The 23,794-nt window shown below is 71.1% G+C and carries 23 protein-coding genes, 2 tRNA genes and 1 pseudogene; 17 read left to right on the top strand and 9 right to left on the bottom strand.

What is annotated here, in order from left to right:
• Positions 1-20 precede the first annotated feature (20 nt).
• Positions 21-830, bottom strand: coding sequence for an MBL fold metallo-hydrolase (locus tag ACFPLC_RS01655; protein WP_378198215.1), 810 nt, complete (start codon positions 828-830; stop codon positions 21-23).
• Positions 827-1,549: a 2-phosphosulfolactate phosphatase gene (locus ACFPLC_RS01650; RefSeq protein ID WP_229902537.1), complete on the bottom strand. Its 723-nt coding sequence runs from the start codon at positions 1,547-1,549 to the stop codon at positions 827-829. Before ACFPLC_RS01650 ends, ACFPLC_RS01655 begins: the two co-directional genes overlap by 4 nt.
• 45 nt (positions 1,550-1,594) lie before the next feature.
• On the opposite strand from ACFPLC_RS01650, the gene ACFPLC_RS01645 reads away from it, so the two are divergent.
• Positions 1,595-2,068, top strand: a complete 474-nt coding sequence (locus tag ACFPLC_RS01645) for a ribose-5-phosphate isomerase (RefSeq protein WP_191307748.1) — start codon at positions 1,595-1,597, stop codon at positions 2,066-2,068.
• On the top strand, positions 2,068-2,874 hold the full coding sequence (locus tag ACFPLC_RS01640) for an Fpg/Nei family DNA glycosylase (protein ID WP_378198217.1): 807 nt from the start codon (positions 2,068-2,070) through the stop codon (positions 2,872-2,874). Before ACFPLC_RS01645 ends, ACFPLC_RS01640 begins: the two co-directional genes overlap by 1 nt.
• Positions 2,875-2,943: 69 nt before the next feature.
• Here ACFPLC_RS01640 and ACFPLC_RS01635 read toward each other — a convergent pair whose 3' ends face one another.
• A complete protein-coding gene (locus ACFPLC_RS01635) occupies positions 2,944-3,756 on the bottom strand; it encodes a hypothetical protein (RefSeq protein WP_378198219.1) in 813 nt (270 codons plus the stop codon).
• Between the two features lie 145 nt (positions 3,757-3,901).
• On the opposite strand from ACFPLC_RS01635, the pseudogene ACFPLC_RS01630 reads away from it, so the two are divergent.
• From ACFPLC_RS01630 to ACFPLC_RS01620, 3 genes and pseudogenes are all read left to right on the top strand, one after another.
• Positions 3,902-4,775: pseudogene (locus tag ACFPLC_RS01630) on the top strand (TIGR03619 family F420-dependent LLM class oxidoreductase).
• A 5-nt stretch (positions 4,776-4,780) separates the two neighbouring features.
• Positions 4,781-5,227: a nuclear transport factor 2 family protein gene (locus ACFPLC_RS01625; protein WP_378198223.1), complete on the top strand. Its 447-nt coding sequence runs from the start codon at positions 4,781-4,783 to the stop codon at positions 5,225-5,227.
• A 118-nt stretch (positions 5,228-5,345) separates the two neighbouring features.
• Positions 5,346-6,929: a carbohydrate-binding protein gene (locus tag ACFPLC_RS01620; RefSeq protein WP_378198225.1), complete on the top strand. Its 1,584-nt coding sequence runs from the start codon at positions 5,346-5,348 to the stop codon at positions 6,927-6,929.
• Here ACFPLC_RS01620 and ACFPLC_RS01615 read toward each other — a convergent pair.
• A complete protein-coding gene (locus ACFPLC_RS01615) occupies positions 6,893-7,267 on the bottom strand; it encodes a winged helix-turn-helix transcriptional regulator (RefSeq protein WP_191307738.1) in 375 nt (124 codons plus the stop codon). The two genes, ACFPLC_RS01620 and ACFPLC_RS01615, sit on opposite strands and share 37 nt — an antisense overlap.
• Positions 7,268-7,334: 67 nt before the next feature.
• On the opposite strand from ACFPLC_RS01615, the gene ACFPLC_RS01610 reads away from it, so the two are divergent.
• From ACFPLC_RS01610 to ACFPLC_RS01600, 3 genes are read left to right on the top strand one after another with little or no spacing between them, the layout of a single operon-like run.
• Positions 7,335-8,132: an NAD(P)H-binding protein gene (locus tag ACFPLC_RS01610; RefSeq protein ID WP_378198228.1), complete on the top strand. Its 798-nt coding sequence runs from the start codon at positions 7,335-7,337 to the stop codon at positions 8,130-8,132.
• A 38-nt stretch (positions 8,133-8,170) separates the two neighbouring features.
• Positions 8,171-8,719, top strand: coding sequence for an alpha/beta fold hydrolase (locus ACFPLC_RS01605; protein ID WP_378235661.1), 549 nt, complete (start codon positions 8,171-8,173; stop codon positions 8,717-8,719).
• Positions 8,720-8,769: 50 nt separating this feature from the next.
• A complete protein-coding gene (locus tag ACFPLC_RS01600; RefSeq protein ID WP_378235660.1) occupies positions 8,770-8,916 on the top strand; it encodes a hypothetical protein in 147 nt (48 codons plus the stop codon).
• A gap of 94 nt (positions 8,917-9,010) precedes the next feature.
• On the opposite strand, the gene ACFPLC_RS01595 is transcribed toward ACFPLC_RS01600, so the two are convergent.
• Positions 9,011-9,084, bottom strand: a tRNA-Pro gene (locus ACFPLC_RS01595).
• 78 nt (positions 9,085-9,162) lie between these two features.
• On the opposite strand from ACFPLC_RS01595, the gene ACFPLC_RS01590 reads away from it, so the two are divergent.
• Positions 9,163-9,236 (top strand) — tRNA-Gly (locus ACFPLC_RS01590).
• Here the strand turns inward: ACFPLC_RS01590 and ACFPLC_RS01585 are convergent.
• Positions 9,188-13,861 carry a HAMP domain-containing protein gene (locus ACFPLC_RS01585; RefSeq protein WP_378198344.1) on the bottom strand — a complete coding sequence of 1,558 codons (4,674 nt, stop codon included), beginning with the start codon at positions 13,859-13,861 and terminating at the stop codon, positions 9,188-9,190. The genes ACFPLC_RS01590 and ACFPLC_RS01585 overlap by 49 nt on opposite strands.
• Before the next feature lie 139 nt (positions 13,862-14,000).
• Between ACFPLC_RS01585 and ACFPLC_RS01580 the strand changes: the two genes are divergently transcribed.
• The 3 genes from ACFPLC_RS01580 to ACFPLC_RS01570 all read left to right on the top strand — a co-directional run bounded on the left by ACFPLC_RS01580 (position 14,001) and on the right by ACFPLC_RS01570 (position 16,543).
• Positions 14,001-15,617 carry a SpoIIE family protein phosphatase gene (locus ACFPLC_RS01580; protein WP_378198231.1) on the top strand — a complete coding sequence of 539 codons (1,617 nt, stop codon included), beginning with the start codon at positions 14,001-14,003 and terminating at the stop codon, positions 15,615-15,617.
• A gap of 87 nt (positions 15,618-15,704) precedes the next feature.
• Positions 15,705-16,247 carry a type 1 glutamine amidotransferase domain-containing protein gene (locus ACFPLC_RS01575; protein ID WP_378198233.1) on the top strand — a complete coding sequence of 181 codons (543 nt, stop codon included), beginning with the start codon at positions 15,705-15,707 and terminating at the stop codon, positions 16,245-16,247.
• Between the two features lie 131 nt (positions 16,248-16,378).
• The gene (locus ACFPLC_RS01570; RefSeq protein WP_191307723.1) at positions 16,379-16,543 is read left to right on the top strand and encodes a hypothetical protein; all 165 of its coding nucleotides are present in this window, start codon (positions 16,379-16,381) and stop codon (positions 16,541-16,543) included.
• Positions 16,544-16,595: 52 nt separating this feature from the next.
• On the opposite strand, the gene ACFPLC_RS01565 is transcribed toward ACFPLC_RS01570, so the two are convergent.
• Positions 16,596-17,006 carry a hypothetical protein gene (locus tag ACFPLC_RS01565; RefSeq protein ID WP_191307721.1) on the bottom strand — a complete coding sequence of 137 codons (411 nt, stop codon included), beginning with the start codon at positions 17,004-17,006 and terminating at the stop codon, positions 16,596-16,598.
• A gap of 156 nt (positions 17,007-17,162) precedes the next feature.
• Between ACFPLC_RS01565 and ACFPLC_RS01560 the strand changes: the two genes are divergently transcribed.
• From ACFPLC_RS01560 to ACFPLC_RS01545, 4 genes are all read left to right on the top strand, one after another.
• Positions 17,163-17,594, top strand: a complete 432-nt coding sequence (locus tag ACFPLC_RS01560) for a helix-turn-helix domain-containing protein (protein WP_378198236.1) — start codon at positions 17,163-17,165, stop codon at positions 17,592-17,594.
• Complete coding sequence (locus tag ACFPLC_RS01555; protein WP_378198238.1) at positions 17,591-18,451, top strand: alpha/beta fold hydrolase; 861 nt, start codon at positions 17,591-17,593, stop codon at positions 18,449-18,451. The genes ACFPLC_RS01560 and ACFPLC_RS01555 overlap by 4 nt, the downstream gene beginning before the upstream one ends.
• A 113-nt stretch (positions 18,452-18,564) precedes the next feature.
• Complete coding sequence (locus tag ACFPLC_RS01550; protein WP_378198240.1) at positions 18,565-19,662, top strand: WD40/YVTN/BNR-like repeat-containing protein; 1,098 nt, start codon at positions 18,565-18,567, stop codon at positions 19,660-19,662.
• Between the two features lie 282 nt (positions 19,663-19,944).
• Positions 19,945-20,784 (top strand): SAM-dependent methyltransferase, encoded by an 840-nt coding sequence (locus tag ACFPLC_RS01545; RefSeq protein ID WP_378198242.1) that lies wholly within the window; start codon positions 19,945-19,947, stop codon positions 20,782-20,784.
• A gap of 164 nt (positions 20,785-20,948) precedes the next feature.
• Here the strand turns inward: ACFPLC_RS01545 and ACFPLC_RS01540 are convergent, their stop codons facing one another.
• Together ACFPLC_RS01540 and ACFPLC_RS01535 are read right to left on the bottom strand one after the other, a co-directional pair.
• On the bottom strand, positions 20,949-21,782 hold the full coding sequence (locus tag ACFPLC_RS01540; RefSeq protein ID WP_308443389.1) for an aldo/keto reductase: 834 nt from the start codon (positions 21,780-21,782) through the stop codon (positions 20,949-20,951).
• Positions 21,783-21,805: 23 nt separating this feature from the next.
• A complete protein-coding gene (locus ACFPLC_RS01535; protein WP_378198244.1) occupies positions 21,806-22,990 on the bottom strand; it encodes an MFS transporter in 1,185 nt (394 codons plus the stop codon).
• A gap of 130 nt (positions 22,991-23,120) precedes the next feature.
• Between ACFPLC_RS01535 and ACFPLC_RS01530 the strand changes: the two genes are divergently transcribed.
• Positions 23,121-23,582: a MarR family winged helix-turn-helix transcriptional regulator gene (locus ACFPLC_RS01530; RefSeq protein WP_378198246.1), complete on the top strand. Its 462-nt coding sequence runs from the start codon at positions 23,121-23,123 to the stop codon at positions 23,580-23,582.
• Positions 23,583-23,794: the final 212 nt, after the last annotated feature.

The following is a 23,794-nucleotide window of genomic DNA, read 5'->3' as shown; positions in this document are numbered from 1 at the left end:
TTCCCTACGAAAGTGCCGCTTCAGGGGGTGGCGAGGGCGGCCAGGGTGACGTCGCTGGGGTAGCGGGACGCGGCGACGGCGGCCACCTCGGTCGTCTCGCCGCGGCCCACCCCCGCCTTCAGCGAGATCAGCTCGTGGAGGCCGTCGCGGTGGTAGCGGACGAACTCCGCGTCGACCGGGTCGCCGTGGCCGGGCACGACGACGCGGGGTTCCAGCGCGAGGATCGCGTCGAACGCGTCCGGCCAGGCGGTCAGGTCGGTCTCGTCGCTGAACGAGAACTCGCTGAACCCGGCCTCGGCGTTCTCGACGACGTCCCCGGCGAAGACGACCGCCGCGTCCGGGACGTGCACGACGACGTCGTGGCCGGTGTGCGCCGGTCCGGGGTGCAGCAGGACCGCCGTGCGGCCGCCGAGGTCCAGCTCGACGCGGCCGGTGAACGTGTGGTCGGGCGCCGCGATGCCGGTGCGGGAAATCGCCTCGGCGATCTCCGGTTTGCCCTGTTCGCGGTAGTACGACACCCACTTCGCGCGGGTGGCCTCGAGGTCCCCGCTCAGCTCGGCCGCGCATCGCTCGTGCGCCCAGACCTCGCAGGGCAGGAACGCCTCGGTGCCCCAGGCGTGGTCGAAGTGCGCGTGCGTGTAGACGACGGCCCACGGCAGCGGCGTGATCTCGCGGACGGCGGCGGCCAGCTCGGCGCCCTGCTCGACGTCGCCGCGGGTGTCGACCACCAGGCAGCGCTCGGCGCCCACCACCAGCCCGACGGTCAGGTCCAGCTCCTCGTAGCGGCGGGCGTGGACGCCCTCGGCGACCTCGATCCAGCGGCCGGTCATGCCAGTACTCCTTCGGTCAAGACGGGAGCGGTGTCGCTCACGTCGAGTCGGGCGGCCAGCGCGACGTCGCCGCCGTGGCCGGCTTCGCTCAGCTCGCGCCCCGAAACGCAGCTTGCCAGGGCTGTGACGTCGGCGGACCGCGCGGCGAGCGCGGCTTCGGCGGACAGCGAGAGCCCGTGTCCGGCCAGCGCGGCCGCGATCGCTCCGGCGCCCACTTGATCCTCCACGCAGGGCCGCAGCGGTCCGAACGTTTCGCCGTGGCCGAAAATGTTCACCCCCCAGCGTTCCCCGGCCGCGATCAGCCCGACCGGGCCACCCAGCGAGACGGCCTTCGCGGCGACGGCGGAGGCGTTGCGCAGGCAGCCCGCCAGCACGTGCGCGCCGGTCGCCGCGGCCGCGTCGCACAGCGTCGCGCCGTTGGGTGACGGGAGCGCGAGCAGGGTCCCGGGAGGGATGTCCGTCACAGACGACGGCCGCAGGGTGAAGCGGCCCTCGCCGGCGATGACCGCCCCGGCCGCGCGGGCCTGGGCCACCCCGCGCTCGTCGCGCCACCGGACCGGCAGCACCCGGCCGCCGCGGGCGACCACGAGATCCGTGGTGGTGCTGAAGGAGAGCACGTCGACGACCACCAGCACCGCGCATTCGCGGCCGAGGGCGGCGACCCCTTCGGCACCCCAGTCGAGCCGCACGTCGCTGCCGGTCTGCTCCCAGATCCCCACCCCCGGAGCATGCCCGAGATCGGCCCTGGTGGCAGACTCGCAGGCGTGCGTGTCTACTTGGGATCCGACCATGCCGGTTTCGAGCTGAAGAACCACCTGGTGGCTCACCTGGAGAAGCAGGGCCACGAGGTCACCGACATCGGTCCGCACGTCTACGACGCGGACGACGACTACCCGGCGTTCTGCGTCGAGACGGCGTTGCGGGTGGTGGCCGACGAGGGCAGCCGCGGCATCGTCGTCGGCGGCTCGGGCAACGGCGAGCAGATCGCCGCCAACAAGGTCCCCGGCGCCCGCGCCGGCCTGGCCTGGAGCGTCGAGACCGCGAAGCTGTGCCGGGAGCACAACCACGCCCAGCTGATCGGCGTCGGCGCCCGGATGCACACCGCCGAGGAAGCCGTCGAGATCGTCGAGGCGTTCCTGGCGACCGAGGTCTCGCCGGAGGAGCGGCACGCCCGCCGCGTCCAGCAGCTGCTCGACTACGAGCGCACCGGGACCCCGCCGGCGTTGCCGGAGGCCTGATGCCCGAAGGGCACACGCTCCACCGGCTCGCGCGGCTGCACAAGCGCCGGTTCGCCGGCGCTCCGGTCGCGGTGAGCAGCCCGCAGGGCCGGTTCGCCGCCGAAGCGTCCCGTTTGGACGGTCAGGTGTTCGCCGGCGCCGAGGCGCACGGCAAGCACCTCTTCCACGACTACGGCCCGCACGGGATCGTGCACATCCACCTGGGCCTCTACGGCACGTTCGGCGAGTCGCCGCTGCCCGCGCCCGAGCCGGTCGGCCAGGTCCGGCTGCGGCTGGCCGGCCGGACACATTGGACGGACCTGCGCGGGCCGACGAAGTGCGAGCTGCTGGCCCCGGAGCAGGCCGACGCGATCAAGGCCCGGCTCGGCCCGGACCCGCTGCGCCGGGACGCGAAACCCGAGCTGGCCTGGGCGAAGATCTCGCGGTCCAGGACGTCGATCGCGGCCCTGCTGATGGACCAGGCGGTGCTCGCGGGGGTCGGGAACGTCTACCGCGCCGAGGTGCTGTTCCGCCACGGCGTCGCGCCCCTGACGCCGGGACGTTCCCTCGATCGGGCGCTGTGGGACGCCATGTGGGCCGACCTGGTGACGTTGATGCGCGACGGCGTCCGCGTCGGCCGCATCGACACGGTCCGGCCGGAGCACCTGCCGGAGGCGATGGGCCGCGCGGCCCGGGTCGACCGCCACGGCGGCGAGGTGTACGTCTACCGCCGCGCGGGCGAGCCGTGCCTGATCTGCGGCACGCCGGTGGCGAACTCGGAGCTGGTGGGCCGCAACCTCTACTGGTGCCCCCGCTGCCAGAACTGACGCAGTGAATGACTCATTCCTGGCGTCGGACGCCAGGAATGAGTCATTCACTGCAAGCGAGGCCGGGCCTCAGAAGTCGAAGCCGCCGCTGTCAAAGCCGCCTCCGTCGAAACCGCCTCCGTCGAAGCCGCCGCCGCCCCAGTCGCCGCCGCCGTCGCCACCCCAGTCTCCGCCGCCGTCGAAGTCACCGGCGCCGTCGCCGCCCATGTCGCCGGACTCGAGGGCGTCCTGCTGGCCCGCGTCGTAGCCGGACTCCCAGGCCGAGGCGCTCGCGATGCCGCTCATGCCGGAGAACATCGCGCTGAACAGGAACATCGACCCGAGACCCCAGGCGCCGGCGACCAGCGCCGGCTTCCACCACGGCTCGCTGTACCAGCCTTGCGGCACCGGACGGCCCGCGACGCGGCCGCCGGGGTAGTAGTACGGCGTGTCGTGGCCGGCCTCGGGGGAGGCGGCGTAGTGCTGGCCCTCGACGTCGACCTCGCGACGCTCGGTGACCTTGCCGGCGCGCTCGCGCTCGGCCTCCTCCGGCAGCTGCGGGCCGGGGTCCATGCCCATTGCGACGCGCGCGGCGCGGACGTAGTAGAGACCCTCGACGGCGGTGTCCTTGACCAGCCGGGCCTGCTCGATCGTGCGAGCCTGCTCCAGCTGCGAGCCGGCCGCGTTGTAGCGCTCGCTCGCGTCGGCCATCGCCTGCATGGAGGCGGTGTCGTTGCCGTTGAGGTTGAGGACCTGGCCGCCGAGCCGCTCGACCAGGCGGCGGGCGTCGGCCTTGGCGTCGTCCAGCTCCCGCTGCCGGGCCGCGGCGCGCTGCCGCGAGAAATAGAGGCCGCCACCGACGATCACGACGACGAGCACGATCAGGAAGATCGCGGTGCCCATGGACCACTCCCAGAAGTTCGGGGCTCGGTGACTGCTGGTCACCTTTGAAACGGACAACGCGGACGCTACGCGGAGGGTTCCCGCCGAGTGATCCGGCCCACCGCGAGGCCTGGCTCAAGAAACTAGAACACGTTATAGTTCACCTATGAAGTTCACCCTGTCGATCGCGATGAACCCCCTCGATCAGCTGGGCGAGCTCGCCCGGGCCGCCGAAGAGGCCGGCTTCGCCTCCATCGCCCTGCCCGACTCGCTCTTCTACGCCGAGACGGTGGACACGGACTACCCGTACACCCCCGACGGCAGCCGGTTCTGGACCGGGGAGACGCCCTGGGTGGACCCGCTCGTGGCCACCGCGTCGATGGGCGCGGTGACCAGCCGGATCCGCTTCTACACGTCGGTGCTCAAGCTCGGCTCCCGCAACCCGGCTGCTGGCCCGCCAGGTCGGCTCGGCCGCGGTGCTCACCGGCGGCCGGTTCGGCCTCGGGCTCGGCGTCGGCTGGCTGCCGCAGGAGTTCGAGTACTGCGGCGTCCCGTTCGAGCGGCGCGGCAAGCGCGTCGACGAAGCCATCGACGTGCTGCGGCTGATCCTCGACGGCGGCATGGTCGAGTACCACGGCGAGTTCTACGACTTCGACAAGATCCAGATGAGCCCGGCGCCGCCGAGCCGGGTGCCGTTCTACATCGGCGGCCACACCGAAGTCGCGCTGAAGCGCGCCGCGCGGGTCTCCGACGGCTGGTCGTCGGCGATGATGAAGCTCGAGGACCTGCGCTCCACCATCGCCCGGCTGAAGGAGCTGCTGGCCGAGCGGGGCCGCGCGGACGACCCGTTCGAGTACCAGGCGGTCTGCATCGACGCGTTCGGCCTGGACGGCTACCGCGCGCAGGCCGAAGCCGGTGTCACGGACATCATCACCATGCCGTGGGTGTTCGACGGTGTCGGCTTCGACGCCCCCGTCGAGCCGAAGCTCGAAGCGATCCGCAAGTTCGGCGCCGAGATCATCGCGAAGTTCGAGGAGTGACTCCCATGGGCGTGCAGGTCAGCTGGGACACCGGCCAGGAGCAGCCGCCCGCGCGGCGCGCGGCGTTCGCGTCGATGACCGCGGTGGCGGCGGGCGACAAGGAGGGCTGGCTGGCCCTGTTCGCCCCGGACGCGGTGGTCGAGGACCCGGTCGGCCCGTCGTTCTTCGACTCCGACGGCAAGGGCCACCACGGCCGCGAGGGGATCGGCGCGTTCTGGGACAAGACGATCGCCAACGTCGAGCGCTTCGAGTTCACCATCCGCGACTCCCACGCGGGCGGCGACGAAGTGGCCAACGTCGGCACGATCACGACGTTCCTCCCGGGCGGCTACCGCGTCGACACCGACGGGGTGTTCGTCTACCGCGTCGGCGACGACGGCCTGATCCGGTCCGTGCGGGCGTTCTGGGAGACCGAGCGCGCGATGGCGACGGCCCGGCAGGTGACCGAATGACGTCCCGGCCAGCGGAAACCGGATTTCATATCTGATACATGATCTCTTGACTCCCGGTTAGGCAGGACTCTTAACTAATTGGTGCAGACCTCTGATGTCTCCACCTCCGGGAGTACGCATGTCCTCATTCCGACGTGTCGCGACCGCGGTCTCCGCGTTCGCGATCGCGGCAAGCGGTCTCGTGGTGAGCCCGCCCGAAGCGCTCGCCCTCGAAAACGGGTTGCTGCGCACGCCACCGATGGGCTTCAACAACTGGAACTCGACGCAGTGCCGCGCCGAGTTCACCGAGACGATGATCAAGGGCATCGCGGACATCTTCGTCAGCAGAGGCCTGAAGGACGCCGGCTACACCTACGTCAACATCGACGACTGCTGGGCGCTGCCGTCCCGCAACTCGGCGGGCGATCTGGTGCCCGACCCCGCGCGGTTCCCCAGCGGTATCAAGGCGTTGGTTGACTACGTGCACGCCAAGGGCCTGAAGTTCGGCATCTACACCAGCGCCGGCACGAAGACCTGCAACAAGGCCGGTTTCCCCGGCGCGCTGAACCACGAGCAGCAGGACGCGAACCTGTTCGCCTCCTGGGGTGTCGACTACCTGAAGTACGACAACTGCAACAACCAGGGCGTCGACGCGCAGCAGCGCTACAAGGCGATGCGGGACGCGCTCGCGAAGTCCGGCCGCGCCATCGCGTACTCCATCTGCGAGTGGGGCCAGAACCAGCCGTGGACGTGGGCCGCGCCGGTCGGGAACCTGTGGCGCACCACCGGTGACATCTCCGACAAGTGGTCGAGCATGATCGGCAAGGCGCAGGCCAACCGCGGTCTCGCGCAGTACGCCGGTCCCGGCCACTGGAACGACCCGGACATGCTGGAGGTCGGCAACGGCGGAATGACCGCGGCGGAGTACCGCACGCACTTCAGCCTGTGGGCGATGATGGCGGCGCCGCTGCTGATCGGCAGCGACCTGCGCAAGGTGTCCGACGACAACTTCGCGATCCTCAAGAACACCGACGTCATCGCGCTAGACCAGGATCCGCTGGGCAAGCAGGCGACCGTGCTCCGCGCCGACGGCGGCCTGGTCGTCTACAGCAAGGTGCTGGCGAACGGCGACCGCGCGGTGGCGCTGTCCAACGAAACGGCCGCGACGGCGACGATCAGCACGACCGCGTCCGCCACGGGGATCGGCAGCGCGTCTTCGTACACGCTGAAGGACTTGTGGAGCAAGGCCACCCGGACGACGACCGGCACGATCAGCGCGTCGGTGCCCTCGCACGCGACGGTGCTCTACCGCGTGTCCCGTGGCGGCGGCCCGACGCGCTACGAAGCCGAGTCGGCGGTCGTCTCGGCGGGCGGCACGATCGACGCCAACCACGCCGGGTACTCCGGGACGGGCTTCGCGAACGGCGCCAACGCCGTCGGCAGCTACGTCGAATGGCAGGTGACGGGACCGGCTTCGGCGCTGACGTTCGGCTACGCGAACGGCACGACGGCGGCGCGCCCGGTGGACATCTCGGTCGACGGCACGGTGGTCGCCGCCGCGGTGCCGTTCCCGGCGACCGGCGCCTGGACGACGTGGAGCACGGTGGCCCGGTCCGTGTCGTTGCCGTCGGGCTCGCACACGGTCCGCGTGACGGCGACGACGGCCGACGGCCCGGCGAACCTCGACTACCTGGACCTCTCCCCGGAGGTGCGGGCGTCGTAGGTCTCCCGGGCCGCTTCGACCTTGCCGAGGTTGCCCGACCACTCGGAGAGCGACGCGAACAGCGGGCCGAGGCTGCGGCCGAGTTCGCTGATCTCGTACTCGACGCGTGGCGGCACCTCGGCGTGGTAGGTCCGGGTGATCAGGCCGTCCCGTTCCAGCTGCCGCAGCCGCTGGGTGAGCACCTTCGGGGTGATCGTGGTGATCCGGCGCTGGAGTTCGACGAACCGCTGCCGGCCGTACTCGTGGAGCGCCCACAGGATCGGTGTGGTCCACCGGCTGAAGACGATGTCGACCACCGGGGCGATCGGGCAGGCCTGCTCGGGAGTGGTCTCGGTCACTTTGCGGGCCTCCAGCCAATACTTTCCTCTAGGTACCTACTATACCGAGGGTTGTAGCGTCCTTCCCATGATCATGGTTGTGGGAGCGACGGGAAACGTCGGAGCACCGCTGGTACGGATGCTGGCCGAGGCGGGCGAAGAGGTGACGGCGGTGTCCCGCCGGATCACGGAGGCACCCGCGGGAGTCGTGCTGCGCCGAGGTGAGCTGGCCTCGCTGGACTTCGCGGGGGTGTCGGCGCTGTTCTTGCTGGCGCCGCCGGGATTTCAGGGGCCGTTGGAGCCGGTGCTGGAGCGAGCGCGCGAGGCCGGCGTCGAGCGGGTGGTGCTGCTGTCCTCGCAGGGGGTGGGAACGGGCAGGCACCCGGCCGCGTTCGAGGAGGCGGTGCAGGCGTCGGGTCTGAAGTGGACAGTGCTGCGCCCGGCCGGGTTCGCGTCGAACGCGTTCCAGTGGGCGGAAAGCGTACGGGCCGCACGCGAGGTGGCCGCGCCGTTCGGGAATGTGGCGCTGCCGGTGATCGACCCGGAGGACATCGCCGCGGTGGCGGCGGCGGCGCTGCTTTCCGCATCGCACGAGGGACGGACGTATGTCCTGACGGGTCCGTCGCCGGTGTCCCCGCGCGACCAGGCGGCGGCGATCGGCGAGGCGGTGGGGGAACCGGTGCGGTTCGTCTCACAGACGCGCGAAGAGGCGCGCGCGGTATTGCTGGAATTCATGCCGCAGGGAGTGGCGGACTCGACGCTGGACATCCTCGGCTCGCCGACGCCTGAGGAACAGCGGGTGAGCCCGGACGTCTCGCGCGTCCTGGGCCGCCGGCCGCGCTCGTTCGCGGAGTGGGCGGCACGTTCCGCGGGGGCGTTCAAGTGACAAAGCTGGCTTACCGTGCGTCGGGGTCGGGAGCGCCCGTGGTGTTCCTGCACGGCAATCCGACGTCGTCGCACCTGTGGCGCAACGTGATGCCGTCCGTGCCGGGCCGGTGCTTGGCCCCGGACCTGATCGGCATGGGCGAGTCCCCGAGACCGGACATCGCATACACGTTCGAGGACCACGCCCGCTACCTGGACGAGTGGTTCGACGATCTGTCGCTGGACGACGTGGTCTTGATCGGCCACGACTGGGGCGGCGCGCTGGCGGCGGACTGGGCGTCCCGCCACCCCTCACGAGTCCGGGCGTTGGCGTTCACCGAAGCGGTCTTGAAGCCGATGTCCTGGGAGGAGTTCCCGCCGGCGGGAGCGGAGGTGTTCCGCGCGATCAAAACCCCGGGCGTCGGGGAGTCCCTGATCGGCAACTTCCTGTCCGGGCTACCGCCGGAGTACGCGACCTCGTTCCACCGTCCGCTGCTGCAGTGGGCCCGCTCGTTGCCATTGGGCGGCGAGCCCCCGAGGTGGTGGCCCGATTCGAGGCATTCAACGGCTGGCTGGCGTCTTCGCCGGAGGTCCCCAAGCTCCTGGTGACATTCGAGCCAGGCGCCGACACGATGCTGACCCCACCAATGGTGAACTGGATGGCAGCGAACTACGCATCCCTGCAGGTGGTGCGCCGCCCCGAGAAGGCAGGCCACCACACCCCGGAAGACCAACCCCAAGCCCTGGCAGACACGTTGACGACCTGGCTCCCCACCCTCGCCAAACCAACCACGCTGCCAACGTGAGATGAGGCACCGTGGGGGTCCGGGGGGCTCGGCCCCCCGGGTACAACAACATCCCGACAACGGTTCGCGCGTTCCGCGAACACGACTCGCCCAGTCGGGATGACAGGATTTGAACCTGCGACCCTCCGCTCCCAAAGCGGATGCGCTACCAAGCTGCGCCACATCCCGGCACACCCCCAGGGGGGTGTGTGATCAGCCTAGCGGGTCACGCTAAGCTGGCCTCGCACCCGGGTACCTCGGGGGCACGCGGGTGTAGCTCAATGGTAGAGCCCTAGTCTTCCAAACTAGCTACGCGGGTTCGATTCCCGTCACCCGCTCCAGCAATGTCACGCGTGGACGCGGCGTCCGCTTCGAGGGACGCCGCTATCACGTCCAGCAGCTTGTCGGTGTCCACCGGTTTGGTGATGTAGTCATCTGCGCCGCTGGCCAGGGTGCGGGCGCGGTCCTCGGCCGTCGCCTTGGCTGTGACGGCGATCACCGGCAGGTCCGCGTTGGCCGCCTCGGCTCGGATTGCCGCGATGGTGGCGTTGCCGTCGAGTTCCGGCATCATCACGTCCATCAGGACCAGCGCGGTGTCCTCGTTGCGTTCCAGGGCGCGGATGCCGTCGACACCCGTCTCCGCGTAGATCACTTCCAGGCCGGCTTGTTCCAGGACCGCGGCCAGGGCGAACACGTTGCGGAGGTCGTCGTCGACGATGAGGACTTTTTCGCCGTGGAAGCGCTTGGGGGTCACGTCCGGGGCCGCCACCAGGACCGTGCTGGGCACGGCGGGCAGGCGCGGTGACGACAGGGCCGTCAGGGCCGGGTCGACCAGGTTGGCCGCCGCGACCGGGAGGTACAGGGTGAACGTCGAGCCCACGCCCGGTTCGCTGACCACCCGAAGCTCGCCCCCGAGCAGCTCGGTGAGCTGCTGGCTGATGTTCAGCCCGAGGCCGGTTCCGCCGTACTTGCGGCTGGTCGTGCCGTCCGCTTGGCGGAACGCCTCGAAGATGACCGCCAGTTTCTCCTCCGGGATGCCGATCCCGGTGTCCTCGACCGCGAAGGCGATGATTCCCGGCGCGTTGCGCAACGACTCCTGCTCGACCTCCGCCGGGTCGGCCGCGCGGATGTGGAGCCGGACGCTGCCTTCGTCGGTGAACTTGGCCGCGTTCGACAGCAGGTTGCGCAGGATCTGCTGGAGGCGGTGCTCGTCGGTGTGGACGCTGCCGGGCACCGGCGGGTCGATGTGGACGGCGAACTCGAGGCCCTTGTCCGCGGTCAGCGGCCGGCACAGCGACTCGACGTAGTCCACCAGCTCCGGGAGCGTGATGTCGGACATCTGCATGTCCAGCCGGCCCGCTTCGACCTTCGCCAGGTCCAGGATGTCGTTGATCAGCTGCTGGAGGTCCGAGCCGGCCGCGTAGATCGTCTTCGCGAACTGGATCTGCTTCTCCGTCAGGTTCCCTTCCGGGTTCTCCGACAGCAGCTTCGCCAGGATCAACGCGCTGTTCAGCGGCGTCCGCAGCTCGTGGGACATGTTCGCCATGAACTCGGTCTTGTACTGCGACGCCACCGTCAGCTGGCCGGCCCGCTCCTCGAGCTCCTGCCGCGCCTGCTCGATCTCGCTGTTCTTGACCTCGATGTCGCGGTTCTGCTGGGCCAGCAGCGCGGCCTTCTCGGCCAGCTCGGTGTTGGACCGCCGCAGCTCGCCCTGCTGGGCCTGCAGCTGCTCGGACCGCGCGCGCAGCTCCTGCGCGAGCCGCTGGGACTCCGTCAGCAGCGCCTCGGTCCGCGAGTTCGACAGGATCGTGTTCACGTTGACGCCGATCGTGTGCCGCAGCTGCTCCAGCAGGTCCTGGTGGACCGTGCTGAACTCGTTCACCGAGGCCAGCTCCAGCACCCCGAGCACCTCGCCCTGGAACAGCACCGGCAGCACGATCAGGTTCACCGGCGCGGCCGAGCCGAGCCCGGACGAAATCTGCGCGTACTCCGGCGGCGCGTTGTGCACCAGGATCGTGCGCTGGTCGACGGCGGCCTGGCCGATCAGCGACTCGCCCATCGTGAACCGCAGGCCGGCGCGGGACTGCGCCAGCCCGTACGCGGCGATGCACTCGAGCACCGTGCCGTCGCGGTCGTCGTCGCGGGCCAGGAAGAACGCGCCCTGCTGGGCACGGACCAGCGGGGCCAGCTCGGACAGGATGAGCGCCGCGACCGAGGCCAGGTCGCGGTGGCCCTGCATCCGGCCGGACAGCTGCGCGAGGTTCGTCTTCAGCCAGTCCTGCTCGCGGTTGGTCCTCGTCGTCTCCTTGAGGTTCGCGATCATCTGGTTGATGTTGTCCTTGAGGTCGGCCAGCTCGCCGTTCGCCTCGACGGTGATGTGCCGGGTCAGGTCGCCCGCGGTCACCGCCGTCGCGACCTGGCCGATCGCGCGCACCTGGGTGGTCAGGTTCCCGGCCAGCCGGTTCACGCTTTCAGTGAGCCGCTGCCAGGTGCCCGACACGCCGTCGACCTCGGCCTGGCCGCCCAGCTTGCCCTCGGTGCCGACTTCGCGCGCCACGCGCGTGACCTCGGAGGCGAACGCCGAGAGCTGGTCGACCATCGTGTTCATCGTGGTCTTGAGCTCGAGGATCTCGCCGCGGGCGTCGACGTCGATCTTCTTGGTCAGATCGCCCTTCGCGACCGCGGTGGTGACCTGCGAAATGTTGCGCACCTGGCTGGTCAGGTTGTGCGCCATGAAGTTGACGTTCTCGGTCAGGTCCTTCCACGTCCCGGCGACGCCGGGCACCCGCGCCTGGCCGCCGAGGATGCCCTCGGTGCCGACCTCGCGGGCGACGCGGGTGACCTCGTCGGCGAACGCGCGCAGCGTCTCGACCATCCCGTTCAGCGTCTCGGCCAGCGCCGCGACCTCGCCCTGGGCCTCGATCCGGATCTTCTTCGACAGGTCGCCGTTGGCCACCGCGCTCGCCACCGTGGCGATGTTGCGCACCTGGTCGGTCAGGTTGTCGGCCATGACGTTGACGTTGTCGGTGAGGTCCTTCCACGTGCCCGCGACGCCGCGGACGCGCGCCTGGCCGCCGAGGATGCCTTCGGTGCCGACTTCGCGGGCCACGCGGGTGACTTCGTCGGCGAAGGCGGACAGCTGGTCGACCATCGTGTTGAGCGTGGTTTTGAGTTCGAGGATCTCGCCGCGGGCGTCGACGGTGATCTTCTGCGTCAGGTCGCCCTTCGCGACCGCCGCCGTCACCGTGGCGATGTTCCGGACCTGGTCGGTCAGGTTGTTCGCCATCGAGTTGACGTTGTCGGTGAGGTCCTTCCACGTCCCCGCGACGCCGGGTACGGTGGCCTGGCCGCCGAGCTTGCCCTCGGTGCCGACTTCGCGGGCCACGCGAGTGACTTCGTCGGCGAAGGCGGACAGCTGGTCCACCATCGTGTTGAGCGTGGTTTTGAGTTCGAGGATCTCGCCGCGGGCGTCGACCGCGATCTTCTGGGTCAGGTCGCCGCGCGCGACGGCCGTCGCGACCTGGGCGATGTTGCGCACCTGAGTGGTCAGGTTGTTGGCCATGAAGTTCACGGACCCGGTCAGGTCGCGCCAGGTGCCCGCGACGCCGGGGACCTGCGCCTGCCCGCCCAGCTGACCCTCGGTGCCGACCTCACGCGCCACCCGGGTGACTTCGTCGGCGAAGGCGGACAGCTGGTCCACCATCGTGTTCATCGTGGTCTTGAGCTCGAAGAACTCGCCGCGCGCGTCGACGGTGATCTTCTGCGTCAGGTCGCCCTTCGCCACCGCCGTGGTCACGTGCGAGATGTTGCGGACCTGGTCGGTGAGGTTGTCGGCCATCTGGTTGACCGAGTCGGTCAGGCTGCGCCACGTCCCGGCCGCGCCCGGCACCTCGGCCTGCCCGCCGAGCTTGCCCTCGCTGCCGACCTCGCGCGCCACCCGGGTGACTTCGCCGGCGAACGCCGAGAGCTGGTCGACCATCGTGTTCAGCGTGTTCTTCAGCTGCAGAATCTCGCCGCGGGCGTCGACCTCGATCTTCTTCGTCAGGTCGCCGTTCGCCACCGCGGTCGCCACCTGCGAAATCCCGCGGACCTGGTCGGTGAGGTTGTCGGCCATCAGGTTGACCGAGTCGGTCAGGTCGCGCCACGTCCCGGCGACGCCCGGCACCTGGGCCTGTCCGCCGAGCTTGCCGTCCGATCCGACCTCTCGGGAGACGCGGGTGACCTCGTCGGCGAACGCGGAGAGCTGGTCGACCATCGTGTTGATGGTGTTCTTGAGCTCGAGGATCTCGCCGCGGGCGTCGACGTTGATCTTCTGGGTCAGGTCTCCGCGCGCGACGGCGGTGGTGACCTGGGCGATGTTGCGGACCTGCTCGGTGAGGTTGTCGGCCATGAAGTTGACCGAGTCGGTCAGGTCGCGCCAGGTGCCCGACACGCCCGGGACGACCGCCTGGCCACCGAGACGTCCCTCACCCGCGATCTCGCGCGAGAGCCTCGTCACTTCGGCGGCGAAGCGCGACAGCTGCGCGATGAGGCCGTTGACCGTCTTCGCGAGCGTGGCGTACGCGCCCTGCAGCGGGCGGCCGTCGAGGGTGAGCGTCATCGGCTGGGACAGGTCGCCGTCGGCGACCCCGCCGAGCACACGCTCCAGCTCGATCGCCGGCCGGGTGAGGTCCTCGACCAGGCCGTTGACGGCGTCGACGGCGGTGGTCCAGCCCCCGGGCCCGACCTCGCCTTCGAGCCGCTCGCTGAGCCTGCCTTCCTGCCCGACGGCCGCGCGGACCCGCAGCAGCTCGCTGACCAGCCGCTGGTTGCGCTCGGCGATGTCGTTGAACGCGACGGCGAGCTGCGCCGAGATGCCGTCGCCGTGCGGGACGAGCCGCCGGCGGAAGTTGCCGTCCCCGAGATCCCGCACCGCCGCGAGCACCCGCTCGAGCGCGGCCGCTTCGCTCTGGGATTCCGTTGTCATGTGTGCCGACCCTCTCCACCACGCATGCGCCAGCCATGGTCGTCGACCCAGCGTGCCATGCTTCGCCCTACACTTCGAGCCAGCCCGCCCGCTCACGCGGTAGCCGCACGACAGCAGTCCGGAGGCAGGAGGTCCGTGCATGGTGTCACGTCCGGCCCCGGCCTCGGCGGCCCCGCCGCCGGTGACCGGTGACACCGGGCCGCCGGGCATCGACGCCTTCACGCGGGCGGCCCTCGAAGACGTCCGGGACGCGGTGTTCCTGCAGGACACCACGGGTGTGGTCCGCTGGGCGAACCCCGCGGCGCGCACCCTGGCCGGGGACGCCGAACCGCAGCTGTACGCCGCCACGGAGACTGTGACCTCCGGGGCTTCGCCCCAGGCCGGGGGCTCCGCCACCCGGACCCCCGCCGAAACGGGGGTCGGCTACGTCGAAGTGGCCGGGCACCGCCGTCCCGCCCGCATCCGGGCGCTGCCGGGCGGCTGGCACGCCTGGACCGTCTCCGCGGCCGACGTCCCGCAGCGGCACGTCGGCGACTTCCTGGCCGAGGCCGGCCCCCGGCTGGCCGCCGCGCGCGGGCGGCACGGCACCGCGCGGGTGATCGCCGAGCTGGCCGCGTCCGCGCTGGCCGAAACCGTCTTCGTGCTGCTGCCGACCACCCGCGGCCGGTGGGAGTGGTGGAGCTGCGAGCGGCCCGCCGCGCAGGGCCACGGCCGGATCCGGCGGGTGCCGGCCCAGGCCGCGCCGGTGCTGGCGGCGACGTTCGGGGCCACCGGGCCGCCCCGGCAGGCCCCCGTGCCCGCACCCGAGGTCGCCACCCTGCCGTCGGTGGTCGCCGACCGGTTCGAAGGGCACGCCGAGGTTTCGGTCGTCTCGCTCGGGCCGAGCGCGAACGCCGGCGTGACCGGGGCCCTGCTGCTGGGCCGCCGCGGCGACGCCGGGTTCGGCGCCGAGCAGTCCCGTGCGGTGGCCGAGTTCGCGGTGGCGGCGGGAACGGCATTGGCCAACGCGCAGCGCTTCGCCCGGCAGGAAGAGGCGACCCGCGGCCTGGAGACGACGCTGCGCCCGGCCGACCCGCCGGAGCTCGACGGCGCCCGGTTCGAGACCTGGTACGAACCGGCGGGCGGGGTCCTCACCGTCGGCGGCGACTTCTTCGAGGTCCAGCCGCACGACGACGGCAGCGCGTTCCTGGTGCTCGGCGACGTCTGCGGCAAGGGGCCCGAGGCCGCGGCCCTGACCGGCCGGGTCCGGCACGCCCTGACCGCGCTCGCCATGGTCGAACGCGACGGCCGCACGCTGCTGCGGCTGCTCAACGAGCTGCTCATCGCCGGCGGCAGCAGCCGGTTCGCCACGCTCGTGCTGGGCACGGCCCGGCCGTCCGACGGCGGGGTCGGCCTCACGCTGGCCTCCGGCGGCCACCCGGCGCCGCTCATCGTCCGGCGCTCGGGCGTCGTCGAGGAGGTCACGGTGCCGGGCACGCTGGTCGGCATCTCGCCGCAGGCCCGGTTCGCCGAGGCGGAAGCGCGGCTGGAGCGCGGCGACGTCTGTCTGCTGTACACCGACGGCATCACCGAGGCCCGCAACCGGCACGACCAGACGGAACTCTTCGGAGACGACCGGTTGCGCGCCGTGCTCACCGCCGCGGCCGGGGAGCCGGCGCGCGAGGTCGTGCGACGGCTGCGTCAGTCCGTCCGGGACTGGCTGGGCAACTCGGCACACGACGACATCGCCGTGCTCGCCATCGAATGTGCGGACTGATTCCACTGTCCACTATGGACTTGGTTTGACGCATGGACGAGGGGGTAATTACCCCGGTGCACTCAGTTTTTCCGACGGAGGAGCCCCATGGCGAACGCATTGCAAGGACGCCGGGTCGCGATCCTGGCCGCGGACGGCGTCGAACAGGTCGAGCTGGAAAAGCCGCGCCAGGCCGTCCTCGACGAGGGCGCGACGGTCGAGCTGGTTTCGCTGGACACCGGCGAAATCCAGGCGATGAACGGTGACATCGACAAGGGCGACCGGTTCCCGGTGGACCGGAAGGTCGCGGACGTCGAAATCGGCGATTTCGACGCCCTGCTGCTGCCCGGCGGCACGATGAACCCCGACAACCTGCGCACGGACCCCGCCGCGGTCAAGTTCGTCGGCGACTTCGTGCGCGCCGGCAAGCCGGTCGGGGTGATCTGCCACGGTCCGTGGACGCTGGTCGAAGCGGATGTCGTGCGTGGCCGCACGCTGACGTCGTACCCGAGCATCCGGACGGACCTGCGTAACGCCGGTGCCACCGTGGTCGACGAAGAGGTTGTCGTGGACAACGGACTGGTCTCCAGCCGGAACCCGGACGACCTGCCGGCCTTCTGCCGGACGGTCGTGCAGGAGTTCGCGGCCTGACTCCGTTTTCCACTGTGGACATTCACTCGATCGTGTGTGTTAAGTCCCGCTTAAATCTGTTGGCGTTCGGCGCGGTGGCGGAGGACGCTGAGGGTGTGACGAGGATCGCCCGTGGAGAGGAGGTGGACGCGATGACTGTGCACGCAAGGCGCTACGGCCGCTGGTGCCGTGAACACTTCGACGCGATCGCCGCCGAGGGCGTTCCCGCACCCCGAGGCGGCGAGCCCGCCGACCAGGCGCTGCCGCAACCCGAGCCGGAGCCGGTTCAACCGGTGGCCGACCAGCCGCAACGCTGATGACCACGAAGAAGGCCTCCCCTGGTTCGGGGAGGCCTTCTTCGTGTCCGGGTCAGCGGTAGCTGCGCCGGTACCAGACGCGCCGCGGGCCGGGGATGCCGATCCGGGCGATGACGTCGGTCAGGATGGCGCCGATGATCAGCCAGAGGACGGCGGCGAGGCCGTCGTTGAGGAACGTCCGCAGCCCCTCCGAGTCCGGCGTGAAGAGGTTTCGCAGGCCTAGCGAGACGCCCGCCGACCACTCGGAGATCAGGTGGGCGAACCCGTTCGCCGAGTTCGCCCCGCCCAGCACCAGCACGATGTGCACGGCCAGGACCAGCGCGAACACCGCGCAGACGAGGTGGATGAGCGCGTTGACCGTGCGCACGACCCGGATGCGCGGGTGGGTGCGCTCCACGATCTCTTCGGTGGGTGCGGGCTCGTACGGCGTTCCGTACGGCTCCGAGGGCGGGGGATACGGCATCGTCGGCGCCGTCCTTTCGACTGTCCGATGTGGACGTATCTGGGCGAACAGGAACAACACCGGGGAGTACCCGTCACCCGGGTGAGCGAACCGCATGTTCCGCAAACTTCCCTATTGGTGGCGTGATAGGGTAATTTGAGGAACACAAGGAGAATCATGGCGCAGGACGTTTTCTCCGTCGAGCAGGTCGCCGCCAGGCTCGGCCTGCACGTGCGGACAGTCCGGAACTACGTGCGGGACGGGCGGCTGAAGGCGGTCCGGATCGGCAAGCAGTACCGGATCACGGCCGAGGACCTGGCGGCCTTCACCGGACTGCCGGTGGCCGAGCGGGCCCCGGCCCCGGCCCCGGTGGCGGAGCTGTCCGGGGTCGTCGAGATCGCCGGCGTCGACCGGGCAGCGGCCGACCGGATCGCGACCATGGTCATGGCCTCGGTGAACGGCCCGCGCGAGGCGGGCGAGCGGCCCCTGCGCGTCGAAACCATCCACGACGGGGAGCGCGCCACCATGAAGATCATCGTGCTCGGCGACCTGGCCGCGGGGGCCGACCTGCTGCGGTGGGTCGCCTCGGTCGCGGAGAACCTGACGTGACCGCGATCTACCGGACGGCGGCCGGGGCGGCCGCGGTCCGCGAACGCTACGACGCGCTGCTGAACCGCTGGCCCGTGCCGTCCGGGCACCGCACGCTCGCCACCCGCCTGGGTGACACGTTCGCCGTGGTGTCCGGCCCGGTGGACGCGCCGCCCGTGGTCGCGCTGCAGGGCTCCGGCGGTACCGCCGCGCACTGGCTGCCGGACATCGCCACCCTGGCCGGGCGGCTGCGGGTGCACGCGGTCGACGCGCCCGGCGAACCGGGCCGCACCGCCGAGGCGCGGCCCCCGCTCGCGTCACCGGCCTACGCCGAGTGGCTCGACGACGTCCTGGACGGGCTCGAGCTGCCGCGCGCGGCGTTCCTGGGCACCTCGCTGGGTGGCTGGTGGGCGCTGGACCACGCGCTGCGCCGTCCCGAGCGGGTCACGGCGCTGGCACTGGTCAACCCGTCCGGGATCGGCAGGCGCCGGACCGCGCCGCTGCTGAAATTCGCCGTCTACGGCCTCCTCGGCGACTGGGGACGGCGCCGGTCGCTGGCCATGGTCGCTCAGGGCAGTCCCGCCGACCCCGCCCGGCGCGCGGTCGGCGAGTTCACCCTCGCGACGTTCGAGCACTTCAAGCCACGACTGGAGCCGATCCCGGTGTTCCCGGTCGAGCGCCTGCGTGCCCTGGTGATGCCGGTACAGGCGCAGTTCGGCGCCCGTGACGTGCTCCTCGACCAGCGGGACGCGGCGGCGAAGCTGGCGGAAGCCCTGCCGGCCGCCGACGTCCGGCTGGCCGAGGACGCCGGGCACTTCCTGCCCGGCTGGGCCGCCGCGGCGGCGGAATTCCTGACGATCAGGGCGAGAGCGTCCTGATCGGTGGCGGCCGCGCCGGGCTCGACGCCCGGCCGGCCGCACGGCGCTGAGCCGGGCGGCGCAACTCGCGCGCGGGTGGGCAACCGCCGCGCCGCGCGGGGCGTCAGGTGATCATGAGAATCTCCCGGCGCTGTGCGCTGCTGTTCTCCGTCCTCGCCCTCCTGGCCGCGTTCGCCGCACCCGCGACAGCGGAACCCGTGATCCCACCGGGGTTCCAGCCCGCGTCGACGAGCTGGACCGGCCCGGACACCGGGTACGTCCTGGGGTATTCGCCGTGCGCGAAGGCGTGGTGCCCCACGCTGCTGGGCACCACCGACGCCGGACGGCACTGGCGGCGGCTGGGCGCGCCGCCGGTCGCGCTGCCGGACAACCACAACCACGTGGCGCTGAGGTTCTTCGGCGACCGCGTCGCCTACGTCAGCGACGGCGTCCGCGTGCGCACGACCCGCGACGGCGGTGCCACCTGGCAGCCGGTCGTCCTGGCCGGGGCGCAGGAGCCGTACTACCTGTCGAAGATCGCCGAAACCGGCGGGCGCGTCTACGCCGTGCTGACCACGTACGGCGAGGGCCGCGGCACGACCCGGCTGTACTCGGCGACGGCCGGCTCGCCGGTGCTGGCGGCCGTGCCCGGGTTCGCGGTCACCGGCGGCCTCACCTACGGCGACCTGGCCGTCGGCGGCGGCCTGCAGGTCGCGCTCGGCGCGAACTACGGCACCGAGCAGTACTGGACCTCCCGCGACGGCGCCCGGTTCACGCCGGCCGAGCCGCCGTGCCCGGAGGGGGAGGTCGCCTCGCTCGCCGCGGTCCGCGAACGCCAGGTCGTGGCGTTGTGCAGCGGCAGCCCCGGCTCGCCGCAGCCGGGTTCGACCGAGCGCCGGCTCCGGCACGCACCCCAGCTCGGCGCCCGGTTCAGCGAGGACGGCACGGCACCGTTCGCTGGGATCAACCAGGGCTTCGCGGCGGCCTCGCCGACGTCGGCGACGGTCGCGGCGGTGGGCGGCGGAGTCGGCTTCCTGCACCACACGGCCGACGCCGGCCACACCTGGACGACGACCGAGCTGCCGGAGCGCGGCTTCGCGCTGACCGATCTCGACTTCCCGGGCCGGGGGACGGGGGTGGTCGTGGACGGTCAGCCGGGTGCGGATGGTGGGTCCGCGGTGTACCGGTCCACGGATGGGGGAAAGTCGTGGCGCGAACTCCGTTTCGGGTGATGCGCGGGTTCGCGGACGAATCTCGGCTTCCCCGGCCGCGGCGCCGGGTGGTCGTGGACGGTCAGCCGGGTGCGGATGGTGGGTCCGCGGTGTACCGGTCCACGGATGGGGGAAAGTCCTGGCTTGAACTCCGTTTCGGGTAGTTCTCCCTGGCAGGCAAGGCCCTTGTGCCCGGTTCACTTGGTGCACCCCATGTCGTAATCTGAGCACTGTCCGTCGCCGGACACGGTGAGCGAAGCCGGGCAGGGGTTCGCCACCACGCGCAGAGTGGGAGAGCAGCCGATGACGCCTGGCGACCTGCGGTCCGGAACCGAGGGCGGGGCAGCCGCCCTCGATTTCAGCAAGGCGAGCCTGGCCCGGTTGTCCGACGCGCTCCTCGGCGGGCACGACCACTACGAAGTGGACCGTGAAGCGATGCGGCGGCTCTTGGCCATCGCGCCCGGCGCCCGCGCGATGGCCAAGGAGCACCGCGACTGGCTGGTGCGCGCGGTCCGGTTCCTCGCCGGCAAGCGCGGCATCGACCAGTTCCTCGACCTCGGCTCGGGCATGCCCACCGCGGAAAACACCCACGAGGTCGCGCAGCGGTACAACCCGGACGCGCAGGTCGTGTACGTCGACAACGACCCGGTGGTGCAGGTGCACGGGCGGGCGCTGCTCGAGGAGAACTACCTGACCCACGTCACCGGCGCCGACCTGACGCGGCCAGCCGAAACCCTCGCCGACGAGGTCGTCAAGGAATACCTCGACTTCACCCGGCCGGTGGCGCTGATCCTGACCTCGATCGTGCACCACATCGACGACTACGACCGCGCGAAGGCGATCGTCTCCGCGTACGTCGACGCGCTTGCGCCCGGGTCATTCCTGCTGCTCACGCACCACTTCGACCCGGAAGAGGACTCCCCACGCCAGGAGCTCGCGCGGCTGCTGGAGACCAGTTTCCAGGGCACCGGCCTGGGCAGCGTCTACCGCACCCGCGAGCAGATCTCGGGCTTCTTCGAGGGCACCGAGCTGCTCCGCCCGGGGCTCGTCTACCTGCACGAATGGTGGCCGGACGGCCCGCGCCTGCACCCGCTGGGCGAGCTCAACTTCCTGACGCTGGGCGGGGTCGCCCGCAAGCCGTGACCTCTGCCGCGGCCCGTCGTGAGTGGTAAAGCGGGTTAGAACCCGCTTTACCACTCACGAGGGGTCAGGCGGCGCCCCGCCCCGGCTGCGAACGCAGTGAATGACTCATTCCTGGCGTCCGAGGCCAGGAATGAGTCATTCAAGACGCCGCAGCGCCGTCTTCCTCAGGCGGCGTTGAAGGTGTCGGGGTCCGGGCCGGTGCGCTCGCCGCGGTCCAGCGGGGTCAGCGACTCCATCTCCTCCTCCGTGAGGGTGAACCCGAACAGGTCGAAGTTCTCCTCGATCCGGGACGGCGTCACCGACTTCGGGATCACGACGTTGTCCAGCTGCAGGTGCCAGCGCAGCACGATCTGCGCGGGCGTGCGGCTGTGCTTCACCGCGAGTTCCGCGATCACCGGGTCGCCGAGCAGGCTGCCGCCCTTGGCGAGCGGGCTCCACGCCTCGGTCGCGATGCCGTTCTTGGCGTCGAACTCGCGCAGTTCGCGCTGCTGCAGGTACGGGTGCAGCTCGACCTGGTTGACCGCGGGGGCGACCTCGGCCGCGTCGAGCAGGCGCTCGAGGTGTGCGGGCTGGAAGTTGGAGACGCCGATCGCGCGGACCCGGCCGTCGTTATAAAGCTTCTCGAACGCCTTCCAGGTGTCGAGGAACTTGTCGCGGGCCGGGGTCGGCCAGTGGATCAGGTAGAGGTCGAGCTGTTCGAGGCCGAGCTTGGTCATGCTTTCGTCGAACGCCTTGAGCGTCGAGTCGTAGCCTTGGGCCGAGTTCCACAGCTTGGTGGTGACGAACAGCTCGTCGCGGGCGATGCCGGATTCGGCGAGCGCCTGGCCGACACCCTTTTCGTTGCCGTAGACGGCGGCGGTGTCGATGCTGCGGTAGCCCGCGTCGAGGGCGGCCTTCACGGCGGTCGCGGTCTCGTCGTCCGGGACCTGGAACACGCCGTAGCCGAGTTGCGGCATCCGCACGCCGTTGTTGAGTTCGATGTCGGGCACGCTGGTCACGAGGGGTCCTTTCGGTGGCTGGTTCATGGGACGAGTACCCGTTCCCCGGCGGAGAAACTAGCCGCGGAACGCCGGTCGAGCAGTCCGGAGACGAGCGCCACGGCGAGGCCGGCCGCGGCCAGCGCGGCGCCGATCCAGTTGGGGGCGGTGTAGCCGAGGCCGGCGTCGATGGCCTGGCCGCCGAGCCACGCGCCGCCGGCGTTGCCGAGGTTGAACGCGGCGATGTTCGCCGCCGACGCCAGCGCCGGGGCGCCCGCGGCCTTGGCCAGCACGCGGGCCTGCAGCGGCGGCACGGTGGCGAAGCCGGCCGCGCCGAACAACGCGATCGTGATCGCCGCCGGCACCTTCGCGTGCGCGGTGAACACGAAGGCCACCAGCACCAGCGCCAAGGCGGCGAGGATGACGTACAGGCTGGGCATCAGCTTGCGGTCCGCCGCCTTGCCGCCGAGCAGGTTCCCGGCGAACAGGCCGGCGCCGAAGAGCACGAGCAGCCAGGTGACGGCGCCACTGGAGAAGCCCGCGACCTCGGTCATCATCGGCGCGATGTAGGTGAACGACGCGAACACCCCGGCGAAGCCGAGCGCGGTCATCACCAGCGCAAGCCACACCTGCGGGCGGCGGAACACGGCGAGCTCGCCGCGCAGGCCGGCGCCGGACGCCGGTTCCTGGTGCGGCACCAGCGTGAGGATGCCGATCGCGCCGACGACGCCGAGCGCGCTGACCACCCAGAACGTCGAGCGCCAGCCGAAGGCCTGGCCGAGCGCGGTGCCGGCGGGCACGCCGAGCACGTTCGCCACGGTCAGCCCGGTGAACATCAGCGCGATGGCGCCGGCCTGCTTGGCCGGGGCGACCAGCGACGCGGCGACGACCGAGCCGACGCCGAAGAACGCGCCGTGGGCCAGGGCGGCGACGACCCGGCCGGTCATCAGCAGGCCGTAGCCCGGCGCGAGGGCCGACAGCACGTTGCCCGCGATGAACAGGCCCATCAGGGCGACGAGCACGGTCTTGCGCGGCACCCGCGAGGCCAGCGCGGTGAGCAGGGGAGCACCGACGACGACGCCGAGCGCGTAGCCCGAGATGAGCAGGCCTGCGGACGGGATCGAGACACCGAAATCGGCCGCGACCTCGGGCAGCAGACCCATGATCACGAACTCGGTGGTGCCGATCCCGAAAGCGCTGATCGCCAGTGCGAGCAGAGCGGCGGGCATGGAACTTCCTTCTTCCGGGGTAGACTGCGTGCGTGGGCAACTACAAGCGTCCGAGATAGTTGCACACGCGGGATATTGCACAAGCTTGCAGTTCTTCGGGCTGCGTGCGCAAGCCGGGAAGGGGTGAACCGTGTCACTGGACGACGACGCCGTCGAAGCCCGCGCGCAGGGCTGGCGCACGCTGGCGGCCCTCCACGCGCGGATCGAGGACAGGCTGCAGCGCGCCCTCGAGCGCGACCACGAGCTGTCGGTGAGCGAGTACACGGTGCTGGACGTGCTGGCCCGTCAGGACGGCTTCCACCTGCGGATGAACCAGCTCGCGAACGCGGTGGTGCTCAGCCAGTCCGCGACGACCCGTCTGGTGGCCCGGCTGGAAGGCCGGGGGCTGCTGGCGCGGTACCTGTGCGCGGACGACCGCCGCGGGATCTACACGGAGGTGACGCCGGCGGGCCAGGCGCTGCTGACGGCGGCCCGGCCGACGCACGACGCGGCACTGGCGGACGCGCTGACGGAGGCCGAGACGCGGCCGGAGCTGGCGCCGCTGGTCGGAGCGCTCGGTGCGCTCAGCTTCCGCGGGACCGCCTCCGCCTAACGGCGCCCGGGCGCGCCGCGAAGAGGTCCCCGGCCTGGGGGTCCCCCGGTTTTCACGTTACCGGGCACCCCCGACAATTCCGGGCCCGGCGGATCGCGGATGAGGGATCGCCGCACACCGATTCCCCCGGACGGCGGCGCTCTGTCCGCCATGTTGTCCGCGCGACCGGGACGGTATGGGCGTTTCTCCCGGTATCGTGCGAATGGGGGCTG

Origin of the sequence: Amycolatopsis plumensis (assembly GCF_042652605.1) — a bacterium.
In the GTDB taxonomy this organism is placed as follows: Bacteria; Actinomycetota; Actinomycetes; order Mycobacteriales; family Pseudonocardiaceae; genus Amycolatopsis; species Amycolatopsis plumensis.
Note: the sequence above shows the minus strand (reverse complement) of the source record. Positions and strands in the feature narration are given on the sequence as shown.